This window comes from Nostoc sp. UCD121 (assembly GCF_014222285.1).
Taxonomy (GTDB): Bacteria; Cyanobacteriota; Cyanobacteriia; order Cyanobacteriales; family Nostocaceae; genus Nostoc.
In genome coordinates this window covers 1-12391 of the sequence record NZ_JACKZS010000091.1, presented here as the reverse complement: position 1 = coordinate 12391, position 12391 = coordinate 1, and the positions used below count along the sequence as shown (strand labels likewise).

Genomic DNA, 12391 nt, shown 5'->3' with positions numbered 1-12391 from the left:
TAACCATTTGCTTCGAGTCTAATATTTACTTACTCCCCCTACCTCTCTATCTCCCACTACCATCATCGCATACGGGATATCCGCGTATATACGATATAGATGATTCTAGATGGGCAATTTGATCGTGTCTGGGAAACAACTATCATAAAGATACCGGGAATTATAGTTCTCGGCATCATAATTATCAGTGGGGGTTGGGGATTTATCTTATGGAAAATTTACCTGTATTAAGCGTGGAATCACTTGCTGTGGAGGTGGTGACTCTGCCGCTTGATGAAGCCCGGGTTGCGCTTGTGGATTATTATTTTCCCAACCGCCAGAGAATTAATTCGACGGAGCAGCTAATTGAGCTATGGGTGCATTCTGTCACTATTAAAAGCGACCAAACGCGACGGGCATATCGGCAAATTGGTTATGAGCTTGCTGATTATATGCAGTCGCGGTTTGGGATATCTGATTTTAGGATGGTAACGTTATTCCATCTACACGCTTATCTTGCTTGGCTAAAGGATGAAAAGCCAGTACGGGGGCAGAAAAATACTTATGGAATTAGTAAAAATACGGCAGCTAAATACACTGCGGCGATTAAAAGTTTGTGGGAATGGGGTACTAGAGCTTCTATTGGTTATTTTGCTATCGACTTGGGCAAGGACTTAAGTATCCAATGGGACGATAAGCTCGCAGAGCGCATTCTGTCGGAACGCGAGATTGCTAAGTTGGAAAAAGCGGCGATTGAAGTAGATTTGCAACACAACACTAATAAGATGCATTGGCTGCTGTTGACTCTCGTCTTTTACAGTGGGGTGAGGGCGGGAGAAATTGCGCGGCAAACTTCTGATTATGGTAAGCGCATAGTTACACCGGGGTTATTTTGGCGGCAGTTTCGGGAGGATGGAGATTGTCTGTTATTAACTGTGACGGGGAAACGAAATAAAACCAGAACCATTAGTCTCGATCCGGAAACTAGTGCGGTGCTACTGGATTACCGTGGCGATGCCAGCAATGATCAGCCGGTGTTTCCTAGTCCCAGTCGGCGGGATAGGGGTAAACCTCTAAGCGATCGCGGATTGCGGTTGATGATGGCGGAAATTTCTGCTAGTGCGGGAATAAAGTTCAGCGCCCATTTTCTGCGCCACACTCATGCGACGCTGGCTAAGAAAAATGGAGCTTCTGATTTTGACTTGCAGGCAGATTTGGGCCATGCTTCTCCTGCGACAACTGCAAAGTACATTCACCATGTCGGGCGTGTTGGGACTTCTCACGCACTGCGTAAAAAAAGCAAACATCGGTAAAAAAGCAATCGCCACCGGTTCATGGCGGGTACGCCATCGCGCTCATGCGCTCCAAAATGATAGTGTCAAGGTAGTTATCTTTTCGGGATGACGCGCTTATTCGGTCGTGTCCAGTCTCGGTTAACCTAGATAGTACCTAGACATGAGCCAAACAGGGAAAAACAAGAAACTGGCATCTTTTAACTGCGACCAAAAGATGTGGGAGCAGTTTATCGCCCGTTGTAAGTCGAAAGGGACGACGGCAACAGCCACGCTCACCCAATTTATCGAACTCTACCTAGATGATATAGATAACCTTGATGCAATTGGTGGCGATAATTTAGATAAACGCTTGGACTCTAAGATTAAGGCAAGTGTTGAGGAGTACTTAGTTACTAGTAACAATAGTAACGGCAGTCCTACGAATGAAACGATATTAGCTATTTGCTCACGACTTGATAAGCTGGAGTCACAGTTTTCAAGTGAATCTAATAGCAACGAAACCACAGCAATCCCTAATCTCGCCGATTTATCAGAAAAAGTGGAGGGGATAACAGCCCGAATGACACAGTTTACTGAGGCGATTATTAAAATTCAAAATCATCTCAACAATCAACAAAAGCGGGGCAATAAATCGTACAACAATTCATCCTTCAAAGTGCATACTCCCCGAATGCAACCATTAACCGAAGAAGGTTTAGCTTCAAGACTTGGTGTAAGTCAAGAAACTGTACGCGAACAGCGAATTAAGCTGCACCCACCGCTTTTTGTGGCATGGTGCAAGGGCAAGGATAAATCGGGTATGGGGTGGGAATTTAACGAAAATACGGGATTATATCATCCGGCAAGTTAGTATTTTTATTATTTTCAAGAATTTCTGAATTTACACTGATTCGCTCGCCGAATAGAGCGATCGCAGATAAGAAAAGGAGAGCAATCATTATTTTGGCAGCAAGGTAAAATATATTGGAAACGCTCTTTTATCCGAAATGACGCCAACCATAAATAAATTTATGCGACTCAAATTCGTTCTATCAATTGCTACGTAAATTATTTTCTCATCCATAGTTAAAGTATTCTGATTATTCTGTAACTGAAAACTAAAATTTTAATCATGTAGGGTAGGAGTACATCTGACGAAGTAATGCAGGGAAATGACCGAACTATATAAGGCTGGAATCATTGAGATAACAGAAGCAGAAGATGAAGATGAAGATGAAGATTTATTTGACGTTGCGGTGCATTTTGACGGCGATATTTTTCTTCCCAACGTCGTTTTTGAAGGCAAAGACCACGCATTGCGGCAAGCTAAAAAGCTTTATGATTGGCTAGAAGCTAATCATAAAGAAATCAAGGGAGAGCAACTGCGTTGGCAATCATACACAGTTAATCGTGAATATCTAAGAGAGTATCCAGCCTGTTATTTACCTTACTACTACTCAACATATGAGCAAAGTTTAGAAGTTTCAATTATTGAGCGAGACCAAGAAGCCATTGCTTATGGTTGGTTGAGCGCTGAACCTTTACCTTACTATATGGATAAAGAAGATAGTTTGGTAGTTCTTGGAGACATTTCAGATGATGCTGTGCTTGCTGGTTGGCATAAAGCTATTGATATACGCATTCACATTTACTCTTTTATCTACCAGTCAAATAGCAGTCACAAGCTTTAATAATCAGTTAACAATTAGGAGCTTTAGGTGCAGCGAAAAATCGAGTTAAAAAGGGGTGTTGATAATACATCTGTTGAAGCCTATTTGGTAGATTTAGTCCAAAGACATGTTGATGATTATGTCAATTATTGGGTAGAAAGCTTAAGGTTATTTAGTCAAGAAGATAAATACTGGGATTGGATATTTAAATTAAGATATATTGCCAATCAAGAAAATCTTGAAGGTTACGCAATTGAGTGCGAAAACAAAACTCAAGGATTAATGATAATAGAAACACAAATGCATGGTTCTCGGTTAAATATTGGTAAGAGGCTAGTTTATGTTGATGGTATTGCCACTGCCCCCACTAACCGAATCGAGATTCAACGCCCGCCTCAATTCAAAGGTGTTGGTCAAGCACTATTAAATTTCGCAAGAATTAGAAGTGTTGAGTTAGGGTATGAAGGTAGAATTGGGTTGCATTCCTTACCAAGGTCTGAAGGATTTTATGAAAAACAAAATATGTTGAACTGCGGTTCGGAAGAAGAATATGATAACTTAGTCTATTTTGAGTATGGTGTATTGAGACAAAGATAAGGGCTGATCCGGGTAAAATTTTATGAATCATCAACAGCAAAAGGATAATTCTGAGGCAAACGAGTCAAGAACAACCCAAGAAGCTATAGATTTACTTTTTGGTGAAGGATGGCTCGAAGAGGCTGTTTGCATCGAAGATGAAGCAAATTGCACTATTGGCGCTGGTTTGGATTGGGGTAATGCATTACCACCTTTAATGCTCAACCTTCCTTTATTTGGTCGCCTATCAACGCTGCGTGTATCTCTCAACCGCGAAGTCAGGCTAATAATTGAAACATGGGATTTAGGTATAGGTACAACTTCTGCGACAGAGACTGCAAGGACACGCATTAAAGAGCGGTTGCTATCTCCTACGCCTGAGTTAATACCTCACTTGGAAGCTACTTTGTTGCAAGATGATTTATACGGTGAAGAGTTTATATCTAACCGAGAAGCTCTCAAATCGTTACTTGCAGTAGTTCTTACTGATTCTGATAGAGAAGAAATTGCAGAAAAGGCTGCTAATTCAATACGCACACAAGTTATGTCTCAGGTGGATTTCTCTGGTAAACTTTCTGCGTAAATATAATCACAATAATATCGCGTCAAATTAAATCAAAATTAGTTTTCTGCAACCCAAAAGGAACTGATTGATGACTGGTAAAAACCGCAGTCGCTATTCTTCAAACTGGGATATTATCGCACTTGAGGTCAAATCCAAATCAGACTGGAAATGCACGCGCTGCGGTATGCAATGCTTACGTCCAACTGATAAAAGAGATGGATTAAATCGTAGAGAACGCAGCATTAAAACATTAGTGGTTCACCACCGCAATTATACGCCCGAAGACAATCGAGCAGAAAATCTCGCGGCTTTATGCACAGCTTGTCATATGCTGTTTCATACACGCAGACGGGGAAATGTATCACCAGGACAACTATCTTTGTGGTAGAAAAACTAGTGGTTTAAGACAACTCAATAGTAGATAGTTGTGATAAAGGTAAAAGATAAATATTATCTTTCTAATTCAAGATAACAACATTTGCTGACGCAACAACTTCGTTGAAGCAATTGAAGTTGTATAGACATGAAAACTACTACGAGTTCTAACTCAAAAACCAACAAAGAATTAGTAAAATCTGCACAGCACATTCAACAAAAAAGCACCTTCATAAGCGAGGCAGATTACTACGACTACGAAGCAGAATTGGTACAAGAAAAATCAGACTACTATCACTTGCGGTACGGGTACTAAATTCAATCTCCCTTCAAGCATCAACTCTCTTTAGTCAAGAACTAGTAGCAGTTACTTGCTACTGGTTTTTTATATCAAAAGTAAATTATGACTCAAGCAATTGAACACGAAATCAACCAACTCAGTCTCAAAGAGTTAAGCCTAGATGCTGCTAAACTTTGGTCACAGATAGAAGAAGCAAGCGAGTTAGGAGAAGAGGGTAAGGTAGAACAACTCGTACAAGAACTTATGACTATTCAGGATGGTATCGAAACCAAAATCGATGCGATCGCCTGGGTAGTTGACCAGTTAAATCTTGACCTTGAAACCTGGGAGGAAAGAAAAGCGCGAGTAGACGAACTCCACGACCGGGTAATTTCACGTCGCAAAACTCAACTTGAACAAATCAAGCGCACCCTCATCCACCTACACGAGATTGGATTAATCAATGACAAAAACATCGGTAAAGAAAGGGTAATTGAAATCAGGGATAACCCACCAAAAGTCGCTAACTTACTAGTAGAAGTAGATGATGAAGATTTTCCTGATGAATTTAGAGTTATTAAGTACCAAGCTAATAACAAGGCAATTATTGAAGCCTATAAATCTGGTAAAGATATTAGCAATGTTGCCGAGGTAAGTATCGGGAAGCAGGTACGGTTTAAGGTGCAATCAGGTAGTAAGTCTCGCAACAAGAAAAACCACAACTAATGGCATACGCCCCAACCATGTGAATCAAACATAGGTATATCCCATCATTTTACGAAAATATCATCAAATGGTTAAGGGTCAAATCTTAATCATTTTTATTTTTTTAACCTATAGCACCATTTTAAACTTCTTAAAAAAATCATCAAAACTTTGCCTGAATTTAAACTCCGTGAAGATATAATCGATGAAATTGTAGATATCAATGACAGCAACAGTAACTATGTCGGGGTAGGTACAAACATCGTTACGATAGGTTGGTATATTTAACCTTATTTAGTGTGGCTAAATAGTTAATTGCAATTGATTAGGTAGTTTATATTTTCAACTATCAATATGATAATTCAAACTACTACTAAGTTTAAGTTTAATGTGAAGGGATGCAATCACCCTAAATAAAAACTTAAATATTAGTTATCGGGAGCAAGCTTAAAATGTCATATCACAAAAACCGAAGTATAGTTATCCGTAACGCTATTATCGACAGTTTTTTTATCCTCTGGTGTTTAGTTTGGCGCACTGGTTTGGGGCTAACCTTTTTTATCATCTATGCTTCCCTTGGCTATATATATAGCTGGCCATTCTATCTTCCAATTTCGATTATTTTAGGATTTTCTCCTTGGGGTTGGAAGGTACAAGAAGAACGAAAAATGAGGAAGTTGGAAAATAAAATTGGGGATGGTTTTATCTATGCCAAAGCTGAATCAAATATCGAGATAAATTACAGGGTAGTTATCTTCCTCAAGTCAGTATTCGGTCTATTTGTTAGCGGCTTTTGGGGGATAATACTTGGCTGGAAAGCTATTTTGGGTATGGTAGTACAGTTAGTAGATAATATCAGAACAGTTATTAAGTACATATAAATGAACAGGTTCATCTAACCAAACCAAACTCAAAAGTTATCTTATCACTATTCCTACATCAGTTTGATACAGAAAGTATCAAAACTTGGTTTGATGCTGAAACTTTGCTTAAGGGAAAGTTATCAATACTCCCGACACCAACCACAACTAAATAATTAAAATTCATTTACCAATATTAAATATTTCTGGTTTTGGGATAATATCAAAGCCGATAGAGTAATATTGTAAAAGTTATTTTTAATATCACACAAGCTAACGCTTAATATAAATAGCAACCTGGCATATCGCTTCATAAAATTGCCAGTTACTAGTTATATTAACAGGAGTTAAAACAATGGAATTAGCACAATATATCCTAACAGGACTTCTCTACGTTATTATTTACGGATTTTCTACTCTCTTTATTTTCCAATTCTTGCTAGATATATCTATCGCTTTTGAAAAACACTGTAACTGCACTACATCTACAAAACACAGTGTAATTAAAACCGAGACCTTAACTGAAAAATCCAATATTCAGATATCTAACAAAAACAAAAATCAAGTATCTACAACCAAACAGATGACTGTTCAACACTTAAGAAAAAGATGCTCACAAGCTGGAATAAAATGGAGTTATGCTATCCAAGAATCCAAAACAGGTAAGAAACGACATCTCAACCGAGAAGAAATGTTAATAGCCTTAACCCAGATTAAACAGTCAGCATAATAAAAGTATAAACTGATAGTAATTTATTCTAATATCAGTTTATCTAAACCTGCGATCTGGGCGATCGCTCATCTTGGAAGCTGGCTATAACATCGAAGCAAAACACCAATTGGCATCCAGGTTTTGTGGCGAGGCTGGTTAAAATTGAACGACCTCTGTGTTCGCGTAGCGTCTGTCTGCGACACGCTGCGCGAACGTAGAGAGGGTTGTAGCGATCTTGAGAGACTTAACGGGAAAAGTCATACCGAGTTGCAGTCAAAGATAGTAACTTGGGCTGGGAGTGGGGAGCAGGGAATAGGGAGTAGGAATATTATGTCTGAACGCAACTTAGTATCAGCTAAATTTTTACGTACTGCACGGTTTAGGAATACTAACTGATGAGCAAGGCGATCGCTCCTACCGAAATAGAAGTGATCGCCTTTGCTTTCAGGCAATAAAATATAAGAAAACTGATTGGGAGCAGAAATGACAAAACTAAAAATTCAAGAATATATAGCGAAACACAAGGCTGAATTTCCAGATGGGAAAATTCATCATGAATTGCCTATGCCTACAGATGCAATATCTGTAGTTTCTGATCCACAAAACTGGCATTGCTATCCAGATAATGTGGTCAGAATTTTTCTTTCTTCTTACAAGGAAGATGGAGAGGAACAATATTTAGTAGGGGTTGGGGATTACAAGCACCCAACTATCTGCACAAATGTTTATAGTTCCCTAGATGATGTTTGCAGTTTTATTGCTAATCGCCCAGAGCAGATTTCTAGAGAGTATCTGAAAATGTGTGGATTTTATTTTCTAGAAATCCCTATATCAAGGGCTTATCGCATCTAATTGCACATCCATTCTAAACTTGCTGATCATTTCAAAGAACTAAATTGTAAATGTCCATTTTCATCCTGACGATTATGCTCAACTTCTAAGCTGTTGCGCTCGCCTATTGGATAAACTTAGTAAGCCTTTCTTAATTAGTCGTAGTGGCATTTTTTGGAACTGGCAAGACTTTAAAATTTAAGAACTGCGAACACGATATAGTTTATCTGTACTATTTTGGTCAAAATTTAGAACCCATTTAACTATTGTTTATTGCAATAACTCAGTAAGTGCTTGGTGAACAACTTAGATGAAACTGGGTAAAACACTGGCTCATAGTCAGCGTTCAAAAAGAAATGCCAGCGATACTTGGTGTCAAAATCAGATGCCCATTCTTCAAAGTTGTAGTCGTAACGTTGCCCATTTCGCCATTGCTTTGCATGAGCAACTATTGTGTCAACTTTCACCCCAAATCTTTTAGCCATTTCATAAGCAGTAAGAAAAGGTAGCTGGGTAAATTCTTCTTCTAGCTCAAATTCTTGCTCCACATTAGGTGAATCATTGGCTATTCCATCCTGTAAAGAATTTACAATTTTTTGGGATTTTTGAGTATCAGTTAAAAAAGCTGATACAAAGATGAGACCTAGCCCACTTAAGGCAACTATTTCAGCAGATGCAGTTAAAATTTCTTGAATCATGATTGGTTTGTTGGATTCTTGGGTAGATGCAATCGATATATATTCCCAAATGATGCTTTAGTAGGTGTCTAGGGTGTTGACTCTTATGTTGAAGGATTCGGAGTGAGAAAAATTAATAAGCTGCAAACTACAACATTGTACGTTTGATTTACTGATACACGTTAACGAGCGCAGTTTTTAATAACCCAAAGTAATGGAATTGGATCGGTTTCTAAATAGGATATCCCAGAATATTCATAAGGATATTTGCTACTCATTTCAGATAAAGCAACTTTAGTGAGCGTTTGCAGTTTAATACCAGCAAGCTCTTTAGAATCCGTACTTGGCTTTAATTCTTTATAGTTATTACTTGATGTGATATGGAGAATAACTCCATTACAAGCAACTTGCCAATGATTATTGTACGAACGATTTTGGCGAGCATTAGCTTTTTGTTCTCTACTTCCTGGGCGAAAAAGTATGCCACGCATTCTTACATATTTCTGCCATTTAAATTTTAAACTTGTATTTTTATATTTGTTTTCTCGAATAAAAATTTTTATCTTTGCGGCTGTACCTTTTGGCGAACAATCTATCCAATCATACTTTAAATAAACGTTTGTTAATTCCGAGGCTGTTTGAGATTTTCTCCCAATGATAATTAAACGCCTGGAGAAAGCTTTCAAAAAATCTCTCAGGATAACTTCTGATGGAATAACAGCAGGTAATTCAACTCTTGTTCCATTTAATAAAGGTTGAAAATTATTGATTAAGTATTTTTCTGCTTCCCCTAAGCCTGACTCATTCCATGCTTGCCAAGCTATTTTCACTGGGAAATCCTTATCAATTTCTTCCAACTGATATTGACGGTGATGATTTTTCCATCGAGATGCTAAATTAGTCGCTTGTCCTACATAGAGGATTCTATTTTGTGAGTCTATTGCAAAATAAATGGCTGTACAATTAGGAAGTTTTTTCGATTCGGATAAATGAACTGACAGTAACTTAAAAGGATTAATCAATGTCATGTGAACATTTTCAGTAAAACTTATTTTTGAGTTTTTTACTCATGCTGCTACCATAATTAAATATATCATGATTCCCAGATGTTATTAGAAGACATCAAACTGTCTGAACTGCCATCCGTTGATTTATTAAAAATAGCTCAATTACCTAATTGTGCAGCTATCTACTTTGTATCTGACAGCAAAAATCAGGTTATTTATATTGGGAGAACATTAAATTTAGTTGAGCGTTGGAGAAATCATCACAGATTTAAGCAGCTAAAAAGGTTAAATAGAAAAGACCGTATTAGTATTAGCTGGATGGCTTGCAGCCAGGATGTAAATGCTCTCTCAAGTCTCGAAAATAAGTTAATAGATTTATATAAGCCGCCACTGAACTGGACGAAAGTCATATCGCCTATTAGAAAAATAACTCCATCCGAGATTGCACTACAGCAAAGCCTGCAACAGCTAGCACAGTTAAATACTATGATATTTGGCTTTGATCCAATTGCTGACGAAGAACCACCGACAATATACTTGGTGTACCCTGTCTATGGCAAACGCGGTCTATCGGGCAGCATACGAAGTGTATTAAAAAATATAAACAAAAAAGCTAGCTCTTTGAAGTGGAAAGAGTACTACACAGACCCTAAATCTTTAGGTAAATTCGGTTATTGGTCAACGATTTACAACGGTATCAGAATAGACCTAGCTCCATTTCAAGGTCTAGTCCACTTTATGAATACTACCTATAAAATTGTAGCTGGTGTAGAGTTGATGGCTTTTAGCCATGACCAGCTAGAAGTATTTTTAGAAAATACATCATCAGAAGTTAAGGAGAGCATTTCATGTTTAGATGTCCTAGAGGATGACCCTATTCCTATAAAGCTTGTTGATCAATATCAGCCAGATAATGGGAAACATAAAAATATTGTTGAAGTAGAACCCTGGGAAGAATTAGAGCCAATGCCTGAAGGTGAAATTCGAGAAATGACCCGTCAGTTCTTATATGTGGACGGTGTAGAGGTAGAGGTATGTAGTAACGTCAATGAGAAGTATTTTGTCAGGCACAATGTTTATTGGTGGATAGTGTTTGAAAGCAAAAATCCTGACCCAGTATCTCAGAACGTGATAGGAAACTTAAAAAACTTTATAGATAGACTACCTACTATCAAATGGTCTGGTTATAGATTTAGATTGGAAACTATTATATTTAGTGAGGACGATGTAGAAGTAGAGAGTGTACTGCTTCCACTGGCTATGTTTGAAAGTCTAATCAGGGAAGCAAAGTTCCATTCTGCGGGCAAGCTTATCGAAGAACTTCAAAGTGGTGAATACAAGCCCAAACCAGATGATAGAGCAAATATAAAACTATGTGCATGGCTACAGCACAATTCATTAAGCTCATTGCTACAAACCAAAAATAGCTAAACAAATACAGCCATTCAAAAAACCTCTACCTGTTTTAGAATCAGGAAATGCCTTGAGTAAATCCAAACCTTGAAGTTTTAAAACTTGAATTCTGAGAATTTTGCACAACTATTTATAAAAATTATCTCCCATCGTCATGTTAGAAAATGTTACTGCTTGGGAACCCTAAAATGCAAAGCCATGAGGCTATTAATGGGATGTGGGTGCAATGAATTTTACTAACAATTCTAGGGTTATGGGGCGGCTTTTACAGGAACTATCGTGGGTTGGTAGTACGATTAAAGAATATCGAGATGGTGGACGAGGATTTGAAAACGTTCTCACTGCTGAAGTATTTCTTGCATTAGACTTTCTTCCTCGTCAATTTTTCTTGGGTGCTGTACTTGAAGCATCGCATGGTGCTACAAAAGTGCGTACTCTACTTCAGCGAGAGATTGAACAAGCTGAGTTTACTCTTTTACCAGGCAACTTCTACCTAACCCCAAGTGGTAGAGTGCATCAAAAAGAACTTGCAGTACAGCCCGATGGAGTAATCAAAACACCAAGTTGTTTTGGGCTGATTGAGGCAAAACGTATTAAACCAAGTTCATTTCAGCCAGAGCAACTCGCCCGCGAGTTTGTACTGGTGATGCAAGAGGCGTTAAATCGAAACCAAGAGCCAATACTATGGCTTGTTCTAGGTGAAGAACCTCCTGTATCAGTTCAACGGCATGGGCGGTTAAATCCTATAGATGCAATTGAGCTTTATCTTGAATCCGTGTTAAACCGTACCGAGAACCATAATTTTGAAAAATCAGTACTTCTACAACAGGTTCATGAAGTGGTTTGTTGGACTACTTGGCAAACCATAAAAGAAGTAGTTTACAAGCAAGTTTGCGACATTACTATTCCTGAGCCGTCGGCCAGGGGGTGTGTACAGAGGCTTGCAAATTCAGTTGTCCAATCGATTACTTGGCACTCATAAAGAACTGACCAATCACTTTTTATTTATTGTGCATTCAACAAACTTTCAAGTTCATCAGGTTCACTTTCTGGCTTGAGATACAAAGTACAAATTCTTTCCACTTCTTCGGGTGATATACTCTGCTTGTTGCACCAAGCTTTGATGCAAGCATCGCTCAATTCTTCAACCAAGCCATAATCAACTACAGCAATTTCAGTATCTTCATTACACGCAATTAAATTGAGAAGTTTGATAATATCCGGCTCACGTACTTGTTGATTTTTGGGAGTATATACAAGAGCATGATACTTTTTATTATGATTTAGTAAAACATAAACTGATGGTTCCGAGTCCTGAGTTATCTTTGCACTGACAATACAGCACTTGCGTCTATTATGAGGTACACTAGATTAAAATATAAATACTTTTAAATGAAGTCTTACTCTGTCGATCTTCGAGAAAAAATAGTTGCAGCACATCTTGAGAAAAACATCTCAATCAGGAAA

At 38.2% G+C, this 12391-nt stretch carries 16 protein-coding genes; 13 read left to right on the top strand and 3 right to left on the bottom strand.

Annotated features, from left to right (window positions below; all coding sequences use genetic code 11):
• The first annotated feature begins 209 nt into the window (after nucleotides 1–209).
• From GNF10_RS19545 to GNF10_RS19495, 11 genes are all read left to right on the top strand, one after another.
• Nucleotides 210–1292 (top strand): site-specific integrase, encoded by a 1083-nt coding sequence (locus tag GNF10_RS19545; protein WP_185586616.1) that lies wholly within the window; start codon nucleotides 210–212, stop codon nucleotides 1290–1292.
• Between the two features lie 142 nt (nucleotides 1293–1434).
• Nucleotides 1435–2124, top strand: a complete 690-nt coding sequence (locus GNF10_RS19540) for a hypothetical protein (RefSeq protein WP_185586615.1) — start codon at nucleotides 1435–1437, stop codon at nucleotides 2122–2124.
• A gap of 301 nt (nucleotides 2125–2425) precedes the next feature.
• Nucleotides 2426–2944 (top strand): hypothetical protein, encoded by a 519-nt coding sequence (locus GNF10_RS19535; RefSeq protein ID WP_185586614.1) that lies wholly within the window; start codon nucleotides 2426–2428, stop codon nucleotides 2942–2944.
• 27 nt (nucleotides 2945–2971) lie between these two features.
• Nucleotides 2972–3520: a GNAT family N-acetyltransferase gene (locus tag GNF10_RS19530; protein ID WP_185586613.1), complete on the top strand. Its 549-nt coding sequence runs from the start codon at nucleotides 2972–2974 to the stop codon at nucleotides 3518–3520.
• Between the two features lie 22 nt (nucleotides 3521–3542).
• Complete coding sequence (locus GNF10_RS19525; RefSeq protein ID WP_185586612.1) at nucleotides 3543–4082, top strand: hypothetical protein; 540 nt, start codon at nucleotides 3543–3545, stop codon at nucleotides 4080–4082.
• 70 nt (nucleotides 4083–4152) lie between these two features.
• A complete protein-coding gene (locus GNF10_RS19520) occupies nucleotides 4153–4452 on the top strand; it encodes an HNH endonuclease (protein WP_185586611.1) in 300 nt (99 codons plus the stop codon).
• A gap of 135 nt (nucleotides 4453–4587) precedes the next feature.
• The gene (locus tag GNF10_RS19515) at nucleotides 4588–4755 is read left to right on the top strand and encodes a hypothetical protein (RefSeq protein ID WP_185586610.1); all 168 of its coding nucleotides are present in this window, start codon (nucleotides 4588–4590) and stop codon (nucleotides 4753–4755) included.
• Between the two features lie 87 nt (nucleotides 4756–4842).
• Nucleotides 4843–5445: a siphovirus Gp157 family protein gene (locus tag GNF10_RS19510; protein WP_185586609.1), complete on the top strand. Its 603-nt coding sequence runs from the start codon at nucleotides 4843–4845 to the stop codon at nucleotides 5443–5445.
• Between the two features lie 431 nt (nucleotides 5446–5876).
• The gene (locus GNF10_RS19505; protein WP_185607204.1) at nucleotides 5877–6305 is read left to right on the top strand and encodes a hypothetical protein; all 429 of its coding nucleotides are present in this window, start codon (nucleotides 5877–5879) and stop codon (nucleotides 6303–6305) included.
• A 334-nt stretch (nucleotides 6306–6639) separates the two neighbouring features.
• The gene (locus GNF10_RS19500; RefSeq protein ID WP_185587622.1) at nucleotides 6640–7014 is read left to right on the top strand and encodes a hypothetical protein; all 375 of its coding nucleotides are present in this window, start codon (nucleotides 6640–6642) and stop codon (nucleotides 7012–7014) included.
• A gap of 465 nt (nucleotides 7015–7479) precedes the next feature.
• Nucleotides 7480–7848, top strand: coding sequence for a hypothetical protein (locus GNF10_RS19495; protein WP_185587624.1), 369 nt, complete (start codon nucleotides 7480–7482; stop codon nucleotides 7846–7848).
• Nucleotides 7849–8090: 242 nt separating this feature from the next.
• On the opposite strand, the gene GNF10_RS19490 is transcribed toward GNF10_RS19495, so the two are convergent.
• Both GNF10_RS19490 and GNF10_RS19485 read right to left on the bottom strand, forming a co-directional pair.
• Nucleotides 8091–8525 carry a hypothetical protein gene (locus GNF10_RS19490; protein WP_185587625.1) on the bottom strand — a complete coding sequence of 145 codons (435 nt, stop codon included), beginning with the start codon at nucleotides 8523–8525 and terminating at the stop codon, nucleotides 8091–8093.
• A 161-nt stretch (nucleotides 8526–8686) separates the two neighbouring features.
• Nucleotides 8687–9532 carry a GIY-YIG nuclease family protein gene (locus GNF10_RS19485; protein ID WP_185587626.1) on the bottom strand — a complete coding sequence of 282 codons (846 nt, stop codon included), beginning with the start codon at nucleotides 9530–9532 and terminating at the stop codon, nucleotides 8687–8689.
• 78 nt (nucleotides 9533–9610) lie between these two features.
• On the opposite strand from GNF10_RS19485, the gene GNF10_RS19480 reads away from it, so the two are divergent.
• Together GNF10_RS19480 and GNF10_RS19475 are read left to right on the top strand one after the other, a co-directional pair.
• Nucleotides 9611–10942: a GIY-YIG nuclease family protein gene (locus GNF10_RS19480; protein WP_185587627.1), complete on the top strand. Its 1332-nt coding sequence runs from the start codon at nucleotides 9611–9613 to the stop codon at nucleotides 10940–10942.
• Between the two features lie 208 nt (nucleotides 10943–11150).
• Nucleotides 11151–11906, top strand: a complete 756-nt coding sequence (locus GNF10_RS19475) for a hypothetical protein (RefSeq protein ID WP_185587629.1) — start codon at nucleotides 11151–11153, stop codon at nucleotides 11904–11906.
• A gap of 23 nt (nucleotides 11907–11929) precedes the next feature.
• Here the strand turns inward: GNF10_RS19475 and GNF10_RS19470 are convergent, their stop codons facing one another.
• Complete coding sequence (locus GNF10_RS19470; protein ID WP_185592699.1) at nucleotides 11930–12076, bottom strand: hypothetical protein; 147 nt, start codon at nucleotides 12074–12076, stop codon at nucleotides 11930–11932.
• Nucleotides 12077–12391: the final 315 nt, after the last annotated feature.

What these genes read in the sequence shown, in the direction of transcription:
- GNF10_RS19545 (WP_185586616.1), top strand. Translation starts at nt 210, where the DNA reads ATGGAAAATTTACCTGTATTAAGCGTGGAATCACTTGCTGTGGAGGTG.
- GNF10_RS19520 (WP_185586611.1), top strand. Translation starts at nt 4,153, where the DNA reads ATGACTGGTAAAAACCGCAGTCGCTATTCTTCAAACTGGGATATTATC.
- GNF10_RS19535 (WP_185586614.1), top strand. Translation starts at nt 2,426, where the DNA reads ATGACCGAACTATATAAGGCTGGAATCATTGAGATAACAGAAGCAGAA.
- GNF10_RS19540 (WP_185586615.1), top strand. Translation starts at nt 1,435, where the DNA reads ATGAGCCAAACAGGGAAAAACAAGAAACTGGCATCTTTTAACTGCGAC.
- GNF10_RS19525 (WP_185586612.1), top strand. Translation starts at nt 3,543, where the DNA reads ATGAATCATCAACAGCAAAAGGATAATTCTGAGGCAAACGAGTCAAGA.
- GNF10_RS19510 (WP_185586609.1), top strand. Translation starts at nt 4,843, where the DNA reads ATGACTCAAGCAATTGAACACGAAATCAACCAACTCAGTCTCAAAGAG.
- GNF10_RS19500 (WP_185587622.1), top strand. Translation starts at nt 6,640, where the DNA reads ATGGAATTAGCACAATATATCCTAACAGGACTTCTCTACGTTATTATT.
- GNF10_RS19490 (WP_185587625.1), bottom strand. Translation starts at nt 8,525, where the DNA reads ATGATTCAAGAAATTTTAACTGCATCTGCTGAAATAGTTGCCTTAAGT.
- GNF10_RS19495 (WP_185587624.1), top strand. Translation starts at nt 7,480, where the DNA reads ATGACAAAACTAAAAATTCAAGAATATATAGCGAAACACAAGGCTGAA.
- GNF10_RS19515 (WP_185586610.1), top strand. Translation starts at nt 4,588, where the DNA reads ATGAAAACTACTACGAGTTCTAACTCAAAAACCAACAAAGAATTAGTA.
- GNF10_RS19480 (WP_185587627.1), top strand. Translation starts at nt 9,611, where the DNA reads ATGTTATTAGAAGACATCAAACTGTCTGAACTGCCATCCGTTGATTTA.
- GNF10_RS19505 (WP_185607204.1), top strand. Translation starts at nt 5,877, where the DNA reads ATGTCATATCACAAAAACCGAAGTATAGTTATCCGTAACGCTATTATC.
- GNF10_RS19475 (WP_185587629.1), top strand. Translation starts at nt 11,151, where the DNA reads ATGAATTTTACTAACAATTCTAGGGTTATGGGGCGGCTTTTACAGGAA.
- GNF10_RS19485 (WP_185587626.1), bottom strand. Translation starts at nt 9,532, where the DNA reads ATGACATTGATTAATCCTTTTAAGTTACTGTCAGTTCATTTATCCGAA.